This window comes from Pseudomonas sp. P65(2024) (genome assembly GCF_057480955.1).
The window spans coordinates 102,249-118,515 of the sequence record NZ_JBLIYX010000014.1 but is presented as its reverse complement, the minus strand read 5'-3'; the positions used below and the strand labels follow the sequence as shown (position 1 = coordinate 118,515).

The window sequence follows — 16,267 nt, the reverse complement described above, 5'->3', positions numbered from 1 at the left end:
AAAACAAAAAAGCAGCCCGAAGGCTGCTTTTTTCTCGCAAGGCGGCCTAGGCCGCCAGGCAAACTGTACTCAGGACAGTTTTTCCTTGATGCGAGCGGCTTTGCCGGACAGGTCGCGCAGGTAGTACAGCTTGGCTTTACGCACGTCACCACGACGTTTCACGGCCAGGCTGTCGATCTGCGGGCTGTAGGTCTGGAAGGTACGCTCTACGCCAACGCCGCTGGAGATCTTGCGCACGGTGAAGGCGCTGTTCAGACCGCGGTTACGCTTGGCGATAACGACGCCTTCGAACGCTTGCAGACGCGAGCGGTCGCCTTCCTTCACTTTAACCTGGACGACAACGGTGTCGCCTGGTGCGAAGGTCGGGATCTCTTTGCTCATCTGCTCGGCTTCGAGCTGCTGGATGATCTTGTTGGTCATGCTGTGCTCCTAAGATGGATACTTGATCCACCATCGATACGTTTAACTATCGTCCCGCTCGCGGATGTATTCCTCGAGCAGCTTCTTCTCTTCTCCAGAAAGCGAGCGACTTTCCAGAAGATCGGCGCGTCGTTCGAAGGTCCTACCAAGGGACTGCTTCATCCGCCAACGCCGGATATGTGCATGGTTGCCACTTAGCAACACGTCGGGAACACGCTGATCCGCATACACCTCGGGTCGGGTGTAATGCGGGCAATCCAGCAGACCGTCGGTGAAAGAGTCTTCCTCCGCCGAGTCCACATGCCCTAAAGCTCCGGGCAGCAGCCGTGTAACCGCATCGATCAGTACCATGGCCGGCAGCTCGCCACCGGAAAGCACATAGTCGCCAATCGACCACTCCTCATCGACATGAGCCTCGATAAAGCGCTCGTCGATGCCTTCATAACGACCGGCGATCAGGATCAACGATTCCTGTTCGGCCAGGCCTTTGACCGCTTGCTGGGTCAGCTTGCGGCCTTGTGGCGAAAGGTAGATCACCTTTGCCGATGCTCCGGTCGCCTGCCTGGCGCTAACCAGGGCGTCTTCCAGAGGCTTGATCTTCATCACCATGCCCGGACCACCGCCAAACGGCCGATCGTCCACGGTGTGGTGGCGATCTGTGGTGTAGTCCCGCGGATTCCAGCAGGTCACTTGCAGCAACCCCTGTTTCACCGCGCGGCTGGTAATGCCGTACTCCGTGATGGCCGAGAACATCTCGGGGAACAACGTGATGACGTCTACGCGAAGGTTACCCATCGTCTAGAAGTCCGCGTCCCACTCAACCCGCATTACGCCTGCTTCCAGGTCGATTGCCAGCACGCATTGCCCGGTATAGGGCAACAGACGCTCGCGATCATCCAGGCTGCCTGCGCAGGGTTTGACCACCATTACATCGTTCGCGCCGGTCTCCAACAGGTGATCGATCTTGCCGAACAGCTGTTCGTCCTGATTGATGACCTTCAGGCCCACCAACTGGTACCAGTAGTACTCGTCGGCTGCCAGGTTGGGCAAAAGGCTCCGCGGTATGCAGATTTCGTAACCGCTCAGAAGACGGGCTTCATCACGATCATCGAGGCCTTTGAGTTTTACGACCAGGCCCTTCTGGGAGCCACGACCGCTGACCAGCTCGACCTGTTTTACCTTGCCTTCGTGCTTGAGCGTCCAGCGCGGATAATCCAACAGGTTTTCAATCGGATCGGTAAAGGAATACACCTTCACCTCGCCGCGAACGCCGTGAACCGAAAAAATCTTGCCAACGACGATGAGGTCGTCAGCCTTTTCTGGCGTCGCGTTCATACTGCTCAGGCTGCAGCCTTGGCAGCTTCCTTCAGCAGCTGAGCAACACGCTCAGACGGCTGTGCGCCCTGGCTCAGCCAGTAGGTGACGCGCTCTTGGTTGACCGACAGCTTGACTTCGGCGCCCGATGCGATCGGGTTGAAGAAGCCAACGCGCTCAACGAAACGGCCGTCACGGGCGTTACGCGAGTTGGTCACGGTCAGGTGGTAGAATGGGCGCTTTTTCGAGCCGCCACGGGCCAGACGAATGGTTACCATGTGAACATCGTTCCTATAGTCGGTGCTGCAAAACTGAATGCCCAATGGGCACACGGGTGCCCAAAAGGCCGCATATTCTCGGGGAATACACGGACATTTGCAAATGCCTTTTTCGGCAATGCCGGGGCCTGCCGATCAGTTCTGCCGGTTTGGGCCACCTCGCGGCGGCCATGATCCCGCCATAGCGGGGGTCTGGCAGACTTCCTCATATAAGGAAGCCCGCCGGATTCTTTTACAGTTTCGGCATGCCGCCACCCGGCAGCATCCCGCCAAGGCCACGCATCATCTTGGCCATGCCGCCCTTGGCGGAGAATTTCTTCATCATCTTCTGCATCTGCTTGTGCTGCTTGATCAAGCGACCGATGTCCTGCACCTGGGTGCCGGAACCGAGGGCGATGCGGCGCTTGCGCGAACCGCTGATCAGGTCGGGGTCGCGACGCTCGGCCGGCGTCATGGAGTTGATGATCGCCTCCATCTGCTTGAACTGCTTCTCGGCCGCGCCCTGGGCATTGCCCATCTGCGACAGGTTCACGCCACCGATGCTCGGCAGCTTGTCCATCAGGCCGCCGAGACCGCCCATGTTCTTCATCTGCTGCAGTTGGTCGCGGAAGTCCTCGAGATCGAAGCCCTTGCCCTTCTTCAGCTTCTTGGCCAGCTTGTCGGCCTTGGCCTTGTCGATGTTCTGCTCGGCCTGCTCGATCAGGCTGAGCACATCGCCCATGCCAAGGATGCGCGAGGCAATGCGATCAGGGTGGAACGGCTCCAGGGCCTCGGTTTTCTCGCCCATGCCGATGAACTTGATCGGCTTGCCGGTGATGGCGCGCACCGACAGCGCGGCACCGCCACGGGCGTCGCCGTCGACCTTGGTCAGCACCACGCCGGTCAGCGGCAGGGCGTCGCCGAAGGCCTTGGCGGTGTTGGCCGCGTCCTGGCCGGTCATGGCGTCGACCACGAACAGGGTCTCGATCGGCTTGACCGCAGCATGCAGGGCCTTGATCTCGTCCATCATGTCGGCGTCGACATGCAGGCGACCGGCGGTATCGACGATCACCACGTCGATGAACTTGAGCTTGGCCTCGCGGATCGCTGCCTCGGCGATGGCCACTGGCTTCTGGCTGATATCGGACGGGAAGAAGGTCACCCCGATATCGTTAGCCAGGGTTTCGAGCTGCTTGATCGCCGCCGGACGGTAGACGTCGGCCGACACCACCATCACGCTCTTCTTCTTGCGCTCTTTCAGGTGACGCGCCAGCTTGCCGGCGGTGGTGGTCTTACCGGCACCTTGCAGACCGGCCATCAGCACCACGGCAGGCGGCGCGGCGTTGAGCGTCAGCTCTTCGTTGGCCGCGCCCATCAGGCTTTCCAGCTCGGCCTGGACGATCTTCACGAAGGCCTGGCCTGGCGTCAGGCTGCGCGACACCTCAGTGCCGACCGCGCGCTCCTTGACGCTGTTGACGAAATCCTTGACCACCGGCAGGGCGACGTCGGCCTCGAGCAGGGCCATGCGCACTTCGCGCAGCGTGTCCTTGATGTTGTCTTCGGTCAGCTTGGCCTTGCCGGTGACATGGCGTAGCGTCTGTGACAGGCGGTCGGTCAGGTTTTCGAACATGGTGATCCTTTCAGGCCCAGTGAAGCCGAGGTTTTTCAGATGCCCAGGTGAACATGTACACGCGCCGGGCAGAGCAAGGCGGCGATTATAGCGGAGACTGCTTCCTGCGCACACCTCGCTCGGGACCACCGGCTAGCCCCACGATTGACACGCAGTCTTCCTTGCCCACCGCGATCTATGCCAAACTCCGTCCCTTTAGGGCTTGCCTGCCAGGACTTATGTTCTCTTCACCCAGCCTCATCCCCAATCTGCTCGCTGCCTTCCTCTATCTGGCCGCGTCCGTCTACCAGGCCACCGGGCTGGCCCGTGGCGCCCGCGCCGACAAACGGCTGCTGGGCCTGCTCGGCACGTTGGCGGTGGTCGCCCAGGGCGGCGCCCTGTTCTTCCAGCTGATCACGCCCCTGGGCCTGAGCCTGGACTTCTTCAGCGCCGCCAGCCTGATCGCCGTGGCGGTGATCGGCCTGACCCTGCTCGCCTGCCTGAGCATCCCGGTGGAGAACCTGCTGGTGCTGCTGTTCCCGCTTGGCGCGGTGACCGCGCTGCTGGCCCAGTTCGCCCCGCCCGGCACGGTGCCGCTGATCAACGAAGAGCCCGGCATTCTCGCGCACATCCTGCTGTCGATCCTGGCCTACGGCCTGTTCACCATCGCCGTGTTCCAGGCCCTGCTGCTGTTGCTGCAGGACCACCAGCTCAAACACAAGCATCCGTCCGGGCTGATCCGCAACTTCCCGCCGCTGCAGACCATGGAAAGCCTGCTGTTCGGCTTCCTCTGGGCCGGCTGGGTGCTGCTGTCGCTGTCGCTGATCTCCGGCTGGCTGTTCCTCGACAACCTGTTCGCCCAGCATCTGGTGCACAAGACCCTGCTGGCCTGCGTGGCCTGGGTCGTGTTCAGCGTGCTGCTGTGGGGCCGTACCCGCCTCGGCTGGCGCGGGCACAAGGCTATCCGCTGGACCCTGGCCGGCTTCTGCCTGCTGATGCTGGCCTATTTCGGCAGCAAGCTGGTCCGCGAATTCATCCTGCATATCTGACGGTCGCCCATGGACACCCTGCCGTACGCCCCGCTGCTCGGCATCATCGCACTGGCGCTGCTGTGGTCGGCGTTGTTCACCGCGGTCGACAGCGCCCGCCAGCAAGCCACTGGCCAGGGCGACGCCACTCTGCCCGCCCAGGGCCTGGTGCTCGGCGCCAGCCTCGGCAAGTTGCTGGTGCTGGGCCTGGCCTGCCTGATCGGCCAGCGCTACGACGGTGAGCACGGTTTCTGGCTGGCGGGCCTCGGGGCCGCCTTCACCCTGCTGGTGCTCGCCGACTACCTGCCACGCCGCCTGGCCCGCCGCGACCCGCAAGCCTTCCTGAGTCTGGGCGATAACCTGCTTAAATGGCCGCTGGCGCTGCTGCAGCCGCTGGGCTGCCTGCTCGACGGCTGCGCCAAGCAGATCCTGCGCCCGTTCCGCGCGCAACCCACGGCGGTGGCCCTGCATCCGCAAGCAGACGACGACTTCGACGAGGACGGCCCGACTGACAGCACCCGCCACGGCCTGCTCGAAGGCCTGCAGGCACTGGACAAGATCACCGTCAACGACATCCTCGTGCCACGAAACGAAGTCGACGGCATCAACCTCGACGACCCCATCGAACGCATCATCGAGCAACTGATCGTCAGCCGTCACACCCGCCTGCCGGTCTACCACAACGACATCAACCAGGTCGAAGCGGTACTCAACACCAAGCTGATCAGCCACCTGCTGCCGCGAGCCGAGCTGACCCCTGAGAAACTCCAGGCGGCCTGTTACGAACCCTACTTCGTCCCCGAAAGCACCCCGCTGCAGATGCAGTTGCTGAACTTCCACAAGCAGCAGCGGCGCATGGGCGTGGTGGTGGACGAGTACGGCGAGGTGCTGGGCATCGTCACCCTGGAGGATATCCTCGAGGAGATCGTCGGCGAGTTCGAGGACGAGCAGAGCCTGGACAACCCTCACGTCCACCCCCAACCCGATGGCCGCTTCGTCATCGAGGGGACGGCCTCGCTGCGCGAGATCAACCGCACCCTTGGCTGGCACCTGCCCTGCGACGGCGGGCCGAAAACCCTCAACGGGCTGGTCACCGAGGCATTGGAAAGCATCCCGGCAAGCGCGGTATGTCTCAAAATTGGCAGATATCGGCTGGAAATCCTCGAAACCGAGGATAATTGCGCGAGCAAGGTACTGGTCTGGACACTGACTCGCTAGCTATACTCGAAACACGCTTACCCAGCCCTGCCGTCCCGCCCGCTATCCGCACCCAGCGCCCGACGGCCAGTCCGCACCACTGACACGCCCCGCGGTCCTGCTTCAGCACCCCGAACAGCAACCGCTCACCGCCTATCCCCTGGGCTATCGTCAGTCGCGCGACCAACAACAATACGCTCCGGCTCCCGTGTGCCCGTCACATGGGCCGTGCCCCATGGAGCATGACTGTCAGGGACCTTCGCATGACTACCAGCAGCACCTACGCCGAACCTGCCTCGGCAACACCGGTCAATTCGCCGGCCCGGGTGGCCACCGCCAGTTTCATCGGCACCGCCATCGAGTTCTACGATTTCTACGTCTACGCCACCGCCGCCGCGCTGGTGATCGGGCCGGTATTCTTCCCGTCAGGCTCCGGCACCGCGCAGATGCTCGCGGCCTTTCTCACCTTTGGTATCGCCTTCCTCGCCCGCCCGCTGGGCTCGGCGCTGTTCGGCCACTTTGGCGACCGCATCGGGCGCAAGTCGACGCTGGTCGCCTCGCTGCTGCTGATGGGCGTGTCCACCACGCTGATCGGCGTGCTGCCCGGCTATGACAGCATCGGCGTCTGGGCGCCGATCATCCTTTGCCTGCTGCGCTTCGGCCAAGGCCTGGGGCTGGGCGGCGAATGGGGCGGCGCGGCGCTGCTGGCCACCGAGAACGCGCCACAGGGCAAGCGCGCCTGGTTCGGCATGTTCCCGCAGCTGGGCCCGTCGATCGGCTTTCTCGCCGCCAACGGCCTGTTCCTCACCCTGGCCCTGGTGCTCAGCGACGAGCAGTTCCGCGAATGGGGCTGGCGCATTCCGTTCCTGCTTAGCGCGGCGCTGGTGCTGGTCGGCCTGTACGTGCGCCTGAAGCTGGAGGAAAGCCCGGTGTTCGCCAAGGCGGTCGCCCGTCACGAACGGGTGAAGATGCCGGTGGTCGACCTGTTCGCCCGCTACTGGCTGCCGACCCTGCTGGGCGCCGCGGCCATGGTGGTGTGCTATGCGCTGTTCTACATCTCCACGGTATTCTCGCTCAGCTATGGCGTGACCACCCTCGGCTACAGTCGCGAGACCTTCCTCGGCCTGCTGTGCTTCGCGGTGGTGTTCATGGCCCTGGCCACGCCGCTGTCGGCCTGGCTCAGCGACCGTTACGGGCGCAAGCCGGTGCTGGTGGTCGGCGGCCTGCTGGCGATCGCCTCGGGTTTCACCATGGAACCGCTGCTGACCTCGGGCTCTACCACGGGCGTGGCGCTGTTCCTGGCCATCGAGCTGTTCCTGATGGGGGTGACCTTCGCGCCGATGGGCGCGCTGCTGCCCGAGCTGTTCCCGACCCATGTGCGCTACACCGGCGCCTCGGCGGCCTACAACCTGGGCGGTATCGTCGGCGCCTCGGCGGCACCGTTCTTTGCCCAGAAGCTGGTGAGCATGGGGGGATTGAGCTGGGTGGGAGGGTATGTGTCAGTGGCGGCGGTGATCAGCCTGATTGCCGTGTTGTGCCTGAAAGAGACGCGCAATACCGAGCTTTGAAGCAATCGCGGGGCAAGCCCGCTCCCACGCCAGGCTGATACTGGCGTGGGAGCGGGCTTGCCCCGCGATCGTTTCAGGTCAGAACTCGACTTTCACGGCTTGCGAAGCACGGGTCGCCTTGGCCCGGGCGGCCTCGACCGACTCGTCGCGAGCCAGGCACACGCCCATGCGGCGGGTGCCGTTGATCTCAGGCTTGCCGAACAGGCGAATGGCGGTATCCGGCTCGCTCAGTGCGGCGCCGAGGTTGGCGAAGCTGGTCTGCTGCGACTGGCCTTCCGGCAGGATCACCGCCGAGGCCGATGGACCGAACTGGCGCACCACCGGGATCGGCAGGCCGAGAATGGCCCGGGCATGCAGGGCGAACTGCGACAGGTCCTGGGAGATCAGGGTCACAAGGCCGGTGTCGTGCGGACGCGGCGAGACCTCGCTGAACCACACCTGGTCGCCCTTGACGAACAGCTCCACGCCGAACAGGCCACGCCCGCCCAACGCGTCGGTGACCGCCTGGGCCACCCGCTGCGACTCGGCCAAGGCCTTCGGGCTCATGGCCTGGGGTTGCCAGGACTCCTGATAGTCGCCCTTCTCCTGACGGTGACCGACCGGCGCGAGGAAAGTGGTGCCGCCCACATGGCGCACGGTCAGCAGGGTGATCTCGTACTCAAAGTCGATGAAGCCCTCGATGATCACCCGGCCCTTGCCGGCGCGGCCACCTTCCTGGGCGTAGTCCCAGGCTTTTCGCAGGTCATCGTCGCCACGCAGCAGGCTCTGGCCCTTGCCCGAGGAGCTCATCACCGGCTTGACCACGCACGGGTAGCCCAGGTCGGCCACGGCCTTGGCGTAGTCCTCGTAGGTGTCGGCGAAGTGATACGGCGAAGTCGGCAGGTCGAGCTCTTCGGCCGCCAGGCGGCGGATGCCTTCGCGGTTCATGGTCAGCTGGGTGGCGCGGGCGGTGGGCACCACGTTGAAGCCTTCGTTTTCCAGCTCGACCAAGGTGGCGGTGGCGATGGCCTCGATCTCGGGCACGATGTAGTGCGGTTTCTCAGCCTCGATCACCGCGCGCAGGGCGACGCCGTCGAGCATGTTGATCACATGGCTGCGGTGCGCGACCTGCATGGCCGGCGCGTTGGCGTAACGGTCCACGGCAATCACCTCGACACCCAGGCGCTGCAGCTCGATCACCACTTCCTTGCCCAACTCGCCGCAGCCGCACAGCAGTACACGGGTCGCGGTGGGCGACAATGGGGTTCCGATACGGGTCATTTCAGGTCCTCGAAGGCGTCCGGGGCCGCGCCACGCTGGCTGCCGCCCGCTGAAAAATGGACCGGTATTCTACATCAGGATGTGGCCACCGCGCGCCGTGCCCGCCAGGCCATGATCAACCAGACCGCCGTTACCCCGGCGAACTTCGAGGCCAGCGCTGTGCCGATCACCGCCGGGGTCAGCGCGCCGATCATGCCGAAGAAGATGAAGGTGTCGACCGGGATGCTCAGCGCCGAACTCAACCACAGGCGGTCACGCAAAGGCCGTCGGGTGACGCTGAACACCAGCCAGTCGATCAGCTCGGAGACGAAGAACGCGGTGGCGCTGGCCAGGGCGATGGCCGGCTCCGACGTCGCGTAGGACAGCACCAGCGCCGCCAGCATGGCCAGCAACGCGCCGTGGCCGTAGCGGGTCTGCACCATGTCGCGCAGGATGAACACCAATCCGCCCCAGGCGGACCAGATCACGTCCAGGTGCGGCGCGCTGGAAAAGGCGTAGTTGATCAGCACCACGCTGCTGATGTAGGCGATGAGATAGAACATGGTCTTTGCGTTCGGTGGGCCAGCCGCACAGATTAGCGCCGGCCCCATCGCGGGACAAGCCCGCTCCCACGCCACCGGCGTCCCGTGTTACAGGCCAATCACCAGCCCCGCCGCCAGCGCCCGCTCATGGCATTTCTTGAGCACCTCCCGGCGCTGCTCGTTGTCCATCCGCCCCCAGCGGGTGATCTCGTCCACCGTGCGCTGGCACCCGGTGCAGATATCCTGCTCGTCCAGCGCGCAGATGCTGACGCAGGGCGAGGCCACGGGCCGTTCGTCAGTCTTCATCGATCACCAGCTCACGCGCATAGCGCTGGGCGTTGTGCACGTAGTGCGCGGCGCTGGCCTCGAGCATGCGCTTCTGCTGCTCGGTAAGCTCGCGCACCACTTTGCCCGGCGAGCCCATCACCAGCGAACCGTCGGGAATTTCCTTGCCTTCGGGGATCAGCGCATTGGCGCCGATGATGCAATGCTTGCCGATCCGCGCCCCATTGAGAATCACCGCGTTGATGCCGATCAGGCTGTAGTCCCCGACCATGCAGCCGTGCAGCATGGCGTTGTGGCCGATGGTCACGCCACGGCCGATGGTCAGCGGCGCACCCATGTCGGTGTGCATCACCGTGCCGTCCTGGACGTTGCTGTCCTCGCCGATGTCGATCAGCTCGTTGTCGCCGCGCAGCACCGCGCCGAACCAGACGCTGGCGCGGGCCTGCAGGCGCACCTTGCCGATCAGCGTGGCGTTGGGCGCGGTCCAGCTCTCGGGATGGGTCTCGACCCGCAGGTCGCCCAGGCGGTATTTCATGTATCGCTCCTCACGGTTGAACGCGGTGGCGGGGTGTACCCCGCTCAGTTCTTGATGAAACGCTCGGGTGGCTGGTGCAGGCTGATGCCGGCATCGAACAGCAGGTTGACCAGTTCGACGATCATGATCGCCGACAAGCCCCAGATCTTGTAGTCGCCGTAACGGTAGCTGGGCACGTACCAGCTGCGCCCCTGGTAGTCGATGCGATGGGTGTGATCACGGGGATCCTGACGGAAGAACGCCAGCGGCACGGTGAACACTGCGGCAATTTCGGCGTCATTGGCGCAGTACTCGACATAGTCGGGGATCAAACCGACGAACGGTGTCACCTTCAGGCCGTGCAACGAGATCACCGGGCTCAGCGGCCCGATCACCTCGACCAGCCCGGGCGGCAGGCCGATTTCTTCCTCGGCCTCGCGCAGGGCGGTGAACACCAGGTCGGGGTCTTCCGGATCGCGCCGACCGCCAGGAAAGGCAACTTCGCCGCCGTGGGTCGACAGGCCCTGGGCGCGCAGGGTCAGCACCAGCTCCGGCTCTTCGCTACGGGTAATGGGCAACAACACCGCCGCTTCTGGGAAACGGCGGTCCGTCTCCAGTGACGCGGGGGTATGGTTGCTCATTCGGCGAAGAAGCTCATCCAGCATTACGCACTCTCGTGTCCAAGGCCTGCCTTGCATGATGCACCAAAGCCGCGAGGCACCCAAGCCCCGCCCGCAGGCCGCTTGCGGTGGGCGGGCCGGGCGCGCCAAGATAGTCCGACCCCATTGGAATGAATGTAAGCATGAAATTCTGCAGCGCGTGCGGCCAACCGGTCACCCAGCGGATCCCCGAAGGCGACAGCCGCCTGCGGTATGTCTGCGACCATTGCCAGACCATCCACTACCAGAACCCCAACATCGTCGCCGGGGTGCTGCCCATCTGGCGTTCCCAGGTGCTGCTGTGCCGCCGCGCCATCGAGCCGCGCCGGGGCTTCTGGACCTTGCCCGCCGGGTTCATGGAGAACGGCGAGACCCTGGATGCCGCCGCCCGTCGCGAAACCGTCGAGGAGGCCTGCGCCCGGGTAGCCGAGATGAGCCTGTACCAGCTGTTCGACCTGCCGCACATCAACCAGGTACACGTGTTCTTCCGTGCCGAGCTGGCCGACCTGGACTTCGCCGTGGGCATCGAGAGCCTGGAGGTGCGCCTGTTCGAGGAACACGAGATCCCCTGGGGCGAGCTGGCTTTCCGCACCGTCACACGCACACTAGAATGCTATTATCGCGACCGCATCAGGCAGCACTACCCCATAGGCCATGAATACCTGCCGCCGATGAACGTTTCGTCGCCCACCATTTAAGTCTTCAGGGATACGGTTTCATGCGCTGGCTGCTTGCCCTCTTCTGCCTCAGTGTCGCCTCGGTGTCGCAAGCCGCCTTCACCGAGACCATCATCCGCAAGACACCGTCGGCCGTGCAGTCGCCGGCCCAGCCCGCCACTGGCGGCGCCCAGCAGGAACGGCTGATCGACAAGGTGCTGGTGATCAAGTCCGAACGCCGCCTGCAGTTGATCAGCCGCGGCGAGCCGCTCAAGACCTACCGCATCTCCCTGGGCAAGCAGCCCAAGGGCGCCAAGCAGCGCGAGGGCGACAAGAAGACCCCTGAAGGGCTGTACTGGCTTGACTGGCGCAAGGTCAGCGACCGCTACAACCTGGCCATGCACATCTCCTACCCGAACATCACCGATGCCGCCAAGGCCCGCAGCGAAGGCGTGCCCCCCGGCAGCATGATCATGATCCACGGCACGCCGATCAACGAGGAGTACCCCGAGTGGTACTTCCACACCCTCGACTGGACCGAGGGCTGCATCGCCATGCGCAATGACGACATGCGCGAGGTGTGGAGCATGGTCAAGGACGGCACGCTGATCGAAATCCGGCCCTGATCCTCTCGACTCATCCGATTACGACGAAGGCCTGTCCTGCTCACGCAGGGCAGGCCTTTCTCTTTCGCCGTCAAACTCCGTTTCTGTAGATATCTGCTCACTTTTCCTACGCGACAAAGAGCATTCCTTCCCACAAAGTGATGGCATTGAGCCACATAAACGCCATCAACAGTCTTCTTAAAATTCCCGCAAATGATTACTCGATTTCGTACATCACTTGCGAGGTTCTCATGCAAAATCCTGCTCCCAAAACCAGTCCCGACACTTTACGCTGGGCTGTCTTTCTCGCCCTGCTGGGCACCACCCAGGTCCAAGCGCAAGGCGCCCTGACCCCGGCGCCGGGCCCTGGCGGTACCCCGATCATCGACAATGGCCACGGCGTTCCGGTGATCGACATCGTCGCACCCAATGCCAGCGGCCTGTCGCACAATCAGTTCCTCGACTACAACGTCGGCAGGCAAGGTCTGGTGTTGAACAACGCCCTGCAGGCCGGGCAATCGCAACTGGCCGGCCAGCTCGGCGCCAACCCGCAGTTCCAAGGCCAGGCCGCCTCGACCATCCTCAACGAGGTCATCAGCCAGAACGCCTCGAAAATCGAAGGCGCGCAGGAAATCTTCGGGCAGAAAGCCGATTACCTGCTTGCCAATCCCAACGGCATCACGGTCAACGGTGGCAGCTTCATCAATACGACCCGCGCGGGCTTCGTGGTAGGTAATGCGCACGTCCAGGATGGGCAGGTCAAACATCTCGACAGCCGTGATGCCCGCGGCGCCCTCAATGTGCTGGGGCGTGGCCTGAGCAATGGCGAAGGCGCCTTGGCGCTTATCGCGCCACGTATCGATGCCAAAGGCTTGCTGTTGGCCAAGGACGACCTGAACCTCACCGTCGGACGTAATACTGTCGATGCCGAAAACCGCGCTGTGCTGCAGCATCTGCCTGGCGTATCCGGATCCATTGACGCCAGCCTGCTCGGCTCGATGCGCGCCGGTCAGATTCGCATCGTGAGCACTGCCGAGGGCGCGGGTGTGCAGATCGGTGGGATGAACCTGCACGCGGAACGTGGTGACCTGAGCATCCAGTCAGCCGGTAACCTGGTGGTGCAAGGCGACGAACTACTCCAGACCAACCTCACCAGCAGCAACGGCAAGCTGGCGCTGAGCGCTGCGCACGATTTGCAGTTCACTGCGGCCAATGGCAAGGGCCGGCAAGTCGAGCTCAACGCTGGGAAGAACCTGACGCTCGATACCATTACCCGCGAAACCTTGCAGAAGGACCCTGTCGACTGGGTGAAGAAGAGTTGGTTCGTCACCACCGAAAGCCGCAAGGGCCTTACCGAGACCACCGATCGCAAGATTGTGAGCAGTCGCCTTGTGGCGCAGGACGATCTGGACCTGCTGGCAGGTAATGACCTGACGCTGACCGCCGCACAGCTTGAAGCAGGAAGCACCCTTAACCTGCGCAGTGGCAACAAGATGACGATCGGCGCCGGCCTGGAAAGCCGCGATACCAAGGAACAGCACAGCCACACCATTTACCTTGACCGCACAGACACTGACGGCACGTCGCACACAGAGCAGGTCAAAGCCAGCACGCTCAAGGGCAACAAACTCGTTGCGCATGCCGGCAGCGACATGCAGGTCAGTGGCTCACACCTCAATGCCAAGCACCACCTCCAGCTGGACAGCAAGGGCGACTTGACCATTGAAAGCGCCGAGGAAAACGACCAGGGTCATCGCATCACTGGTGTTCGCGACTTCGTTGCCAGCGCCGGGGAAACGGCAACGGATTCAGGCCAGTACTCCGCGAAAATCGGTTACGAGCATTTGCACAAGGATGAAAATACAGCCTTGACTCGCCAGGTGGCGAGTTCGGTCAGTGCCGGCACCGTTTCCTTGGCCAGTGCTCGCAAGCTGACGCTCAAGGGCTCCGAGGTTCAAGCGAATGCCGGCAGTCTCACCGCCAACGCCAACGACATCGAACTTGCAGCGGCCTACGATAACGAGAGCAGACACACCCTCGACACCACCCGCGGCGCGGCGCTGAGTGCCACCATCGGGACCGAGCGTGTCGGCGTGAGCATCGACGGCTACCAGGGTCCGACCGTCGAGCTCCAAAGTCAGTCCACCGTTCAACGCAGCACGCTGAAATCAAGCGGTGACATGAAGATCGATGCCGCAAAGCTGGTTACCTCTGCCGCCCAGGTGCAGGCGCAAGGATCGCTGGAAATAAATGCTGACACGATCGACAACCAGGCGGCAGCCGACACCACGGTACGCGAGACCCTCCTGAGCAAGTGGGATGGAGGCCTGGGTGTCAGTGCCGACTATGCATACGTGACAGATCGCGCCAAGTACGCCTTCGACCATTTGCGCCAGTTGGCTACAGGCCAGAAAGCCGAATCGACGCTCAACGATTCGCAGAAGCCAAACCTGGAGGCAAAGCTGGCCCTGGAGCACCAGTCGCTCAAGCAGAGGGACACCACCAGCACGGCGCAGGTCAGCACATTCGAAGCAGGGCGTGTCATCGTTCAGGCCTATGACAGCATCAAGGACGAGGGCACCGACTACAACGCCAAGGCGGGTGATCTGCGGATCGTGGCGGGCGAACACCAGATGCTGGCCGCCAGTGATCGCACTACCCGTGAAACAAGCCGCGTCAACGCAGGCGGTAACCTGCGCGTGGACAGCAAGACCTTGACGGATGTCAACGGCACGCTTGAAGGGCATGGGGGCTCCGAGGCGAGCCTGGGAGAAACCACGCTTGCCCGCGTTGGCAGTCTGCAGGGCAAGCATGGGGTTCAGGTCGCGCTCACGGGTAACGGACACTACGAGGGTACCCGCATCGACGGCGGCGAGGGTGCGGTGCGCCTGGATAGCCAAGGTGACCTGACACTGGCGGCTGTTCATGACCGCACCGTGGAGAAAACCACGACACTGGAGGCAGGCCTGGCGCTGAAGGCGGGTGTCAACCTGATCGGAGCCAATGGCGGGGCGCAGGGTACTCTCAAACACCACACGCACGAGGCTCAGAACAGCAAGGCGCGAGTCGCGCAAATCGACAGCAAGCATGAGGTTGGGCTCTCCAGCCATGGCGACCTGCGTCTGGAGGGAACGCGCATCGGTAGCGGCACCGTGGCCACCGGCGATATCACGCTGCACAGTGAGGGTCTGCTGACCGTTGCCGCAGCCGGCGATACCGAAACCAAGGTGGGCGGTACCTGGGGTGGCAAACTGGATGGCTCGGGGAGCGCTGTGGGTGGCGGTCTGGGCGCTGAAGGCACCTTTGGCCGGACCAGCCAGGAAAAGCGTACCGCCGTCGGCGCGACGTTCGACAGTAACGGGGCGGTGCAGCTCACGAGCCTGGCCAGCAATGATGCTGCCCTCAACGTGCAAGGGTTGCAGGCCAGTGCTCGGAAGATCGGCCTCGAGGCTCGCAATGGTGGCGTGTTGATCGAAGCCGCAGGCAACACCGAACAACACGACAGCCTCGATGTCACCCTCGGCGCCGGAGCCAAGCTTTCAGCAATAGGACTGGGAGGCGCGAACGCCCTGGTCCAGCTTGAACTGGACACGCGCAACAACACGACCTGGAGCGACAGCCGTCTGCGCGCCGACACAGTCGAGTTACAGAGTAAAGGCGATACCCGTATCGAAGGTGCCCAGGTCGAAGCCCATCATGTCGCAGGCGAAATCGGTGGCGATCTGCTGGTGGCAAGTCGCAAGAACCAGACTGACGCCAAGGCCCTCAATGCCGATATCAAAATGAACCAGAAAGACGCCGCAGACGCTTCCGGTGATGCCAAGCCATCACTGGCGGACGCCTTCGACAAAGGCGACATCGGCGAAATCGTCAGTGCGCTCTGGAGCACGGTCACCGACAAGGTCACGCCGGCAATCAAGGGAGGCCTCTCCAGGAAGCTTGACGATACCGTCACACAACAGACCACCCTCTCCGGCACACAGGGCATCGACCTGGGCGTCGGGGGCACAACCCATCTTGTCGGCGCCAAAGTACAGGCCAGCGATGGCAAGGTCGACGTCGGGAGCAGCATTACCCGACAGAACCTCAGCGGCCGCGACTATCAGGAGGATACCAAGGTCAACGTAGACCTGACGCCAGGGGGCCTGACAAAGAGTGCGGTCGGCTTCTTCACCAGCCTGTTCCATGGCAAGGGTGAAGGCAACAGCAACAACAAGCCGTACGAAAGCAGTGGCCACGACACCACCACCGAGTACGTCTCGCAAATTGAGCAGGGCCGCAAGCGCTGAGGCGCGAACACCTGGCAAGCAGCGGCCCACAGGCCGCTGCACCTCCCCATCCAACCCTGAATCGCCGAGCTGGCGAGGACCGGTA

Annotated in this window: 16 protein-coding genes; 6 read left to right on the top strand and 10 right to left on the bottom strand. The window is 63.3% G+C overall.

Translation table 11 applies throughout. The annotated features are described in order from the left end of the window. Window positions 1-69 precede the first annotated feature (69 nt). The 5 genes from rplS to ffh all read right to left on the bottom strand — a co-directional run bounded on the left by rplS (window position 70) and on the right by ffh (window position 3,621). On the bottom strand, window positions 70-420 hold the full coding sequence (gene rplS, locus AC25MA_RS18745) for a 50S ribosomal protein L19 (protein ID WP_011535315.1): 351 nt from the start codon (window positions 418-420) through the stop codon (window positions 70-72). Between the two features lie 42 nt (window positions 421-462). Next, complete coding sequence (gene trmD / locus AC25MA_RS18740) at window positions 463-1,215, bottom strand: tRNA (guanosine(37)-N1)-methyltransferase TrmD (protein ID WP_028691588.1); 753 nt, start codon at window positions 1,213-1,215, stop codon at window positions 463-465. A 3-nt stretch (window positions 1,216-1,218) separates the two neighbouring features. Beyond that, on the bottom strand, window positions 1,219-1,755 hold the full coding sequence (gene rimM, locus AC25MA_RS18735; protein WP_028691589.1) for a ribosome maturation factor RimM: 537 nt from the start codon (window positions 1,753-1,755) through the stop codon (window positions 1,219-1,221). A 5-nt stretch (window positions 1,756-1,760) separates the two neighbouring features. Continuing rightward, complete coding sequence (gene rpsP / locus AC25MA_RS18730; RefSeq protein ID WP_011535318.1) at window positions 1,761-2,012, bottom strand: 30S ribosomal protein S16; 252 nt, start codon at window positions 2,010-2,012, stop codon at window positions 1,761-1,763. Between the two features lie 232 nt (window positions 2,013-2,244). Then, the gene (ffh, locus tag AC25MA_RS18725; protein ID WP_028691590.1) at window positions 2,245-3,621 is read right to left on the bottom strand and encodes a signal recognition particle protein; all 1,377 of its coding nucleotides are present in this window, start codon (window positions 3,619-3,621) and stop codon (window positions 2,245-2,247) included. Between the two features lie 218 nt (window positions 3,622-3,839). Between ffh and AC25MA_RS18720 the strand changes: the two genes are divergently transcribed. The 3 genes from AC25MA_RS18720 (at window position 3,840) to AC25MA_RS18710 (ending at window position 7,393) form a co-directional block, all read left to right on the top strand. Beyond that, a complete protein-coding gene (locus AC25MA_RS18720) occupies window positions 3,840-4,649 on the top strand; it encodes a cytochrome C assembly family protein (protein ID WP_088851964.1) in 810 nt (269 codons plus the stop codon). Window positions 4,650-4,658: 9 nt separating this feature from the next. Beyond that, window positions 4,659-5,846 carry a transporter associated domain-containing protein gene (locus AC25MA_RS18715; RefSeq protein WP_028691592.1) on the top strand — a complete coding sequence of 396 codons (1,188 nt, stop codon included), beginning with the start codon at window positions 4,659-4,661 and terminating at the stop codon, window positions 5,844-5,846. Between the two features lie 242 nt (window positions 5,847-6,088). Then, window positions 6,089-7,393 carry an MFS transporter gene (locus tag AC25MA_RS18710; protein ID WP_062574980.1) on the top strand — a complete coding sequence of 435 codons (1,305 nt, stop codon included), beginning with the start codon at window positions 6,089-6,091 and terminating at the stop codon, window positions 7,391-7,393. Window positions 7,394-7,471: 78 nt separating this feature from the next. Here the strand turns inward: AC25MA_RS18710 and purT are convergent, their stop codons facing one another. From purT to AC25MA_RS18685, 5 genes are all read right to left on the bottom strand, one after another. Continuing rightward, window positions 7,472-8,653, bottom strand: a complete 1,182-nt coding sequence (gene purT, locus AC25MA_RS18705; RefSeq protein ID WP_050704195.1) for a formate-dependent phosphoribosylglycinamide formyltransferase — start codon at window positions 8,651-8,653, stop codon at window positions 7,472-7,474. A 74-nt stretch (window positions 8,654-8,727) separates the two neighbouring features. Beyond that, window positions 8,728-9,195: a VUT family protein gene (locus tag AC25MA_RS18700; RefSeq protein WP_028691595.1), complete on the bottom strand. Its 468-nt coding sequence runs from the start codon at window positions 9,193-9,195 to the stop codon at window positions 8,728-8,730. A gap of 87 nt (window positions 9,196-9,282) precedes the next feature. Next, entirely contained in the window at window positions 9,283-9,480 is a 198-nt protein-coding gene (locus AC25MA_RS18695; protein ID WP_028691596.1) for a DUF1289 domain-containing protein, read from the bottom strand. After that, on the bottom strand, window positions 9,470-9,994 hold the full coding sequence (locus AC25MA_RS18690) for a gamma carbonic anhydrase family protein (protein ID WP_062360497.1): 525 nt from the start codon (window positions 9,992-9,994) through the stop codon (window positions 9,470-9,472). Before AC25MA_RS18690 ends, AC25MA_RS18695 begins: the two co-directional genes overlap by 11 nt. 44 nt (window positions 9,995-10,038) lie before the next feature. Next, complete coding sequence (locus tag AC25MA_RS18685) at window positions 10,039-10,638, bottom strand: CoA pyrophosphatase (RefSeq protein ID WP_062360495.1); 600 nt, start codon at window positions 10,636-10,638, stop codon at window positions 10,039-10,041. A 137-nt stretch (window positions 10,639-10,775) separates the two neighbouring features. Here AC25MA_RS18685 and AC25MA_RS18680 point away from each other — a divergent pair, with 137 nt between their 5' ends. The 3 genes from AC25MA_RS18680 (at window position 10,776) to AC25MA_RS18670 (ending at window position 16,182) form a co-directional block, all read left to right on the top strand. Further along, on the top strand, window positions 10,776-11,330 hold the full coding sequence (locus tag AC25MA_RS18680; protein WP_069016785.1) for an NUDIX hydrolase: 555 nt from the start codon (window positions 10,776-10,778) through the stop codon (window positions 11,328-11,330). 20 nt (window positions 11,331-11,350) lie between these two features. Further along, on the top strand, window positions 11,351-11,914 hold the full coding sequence (locus tag AC25MA_RS18675; protein ID WP_062360491.1) for a L,D-transpeptidase family protein: 564 nt from the start codon (window positions 11,351-11,353) through the stop codon (window positions 11,912-11,914). 146 nt (window positions 11,915-12,060) lie between these two features. Then, window positions 12,061-16,182, top strand: coding sequence for a hemagglutinin repeat-containing protein (locus AC25MA_RS18670; RefSeq protein ID WP_486972295.1), 4,122 nt, complete (start codon window positions 12,061-12,063; stop codon window positions 16,180-16,182). Window positions 16,183-16,267: the final 85 nt, after the last annotated feature.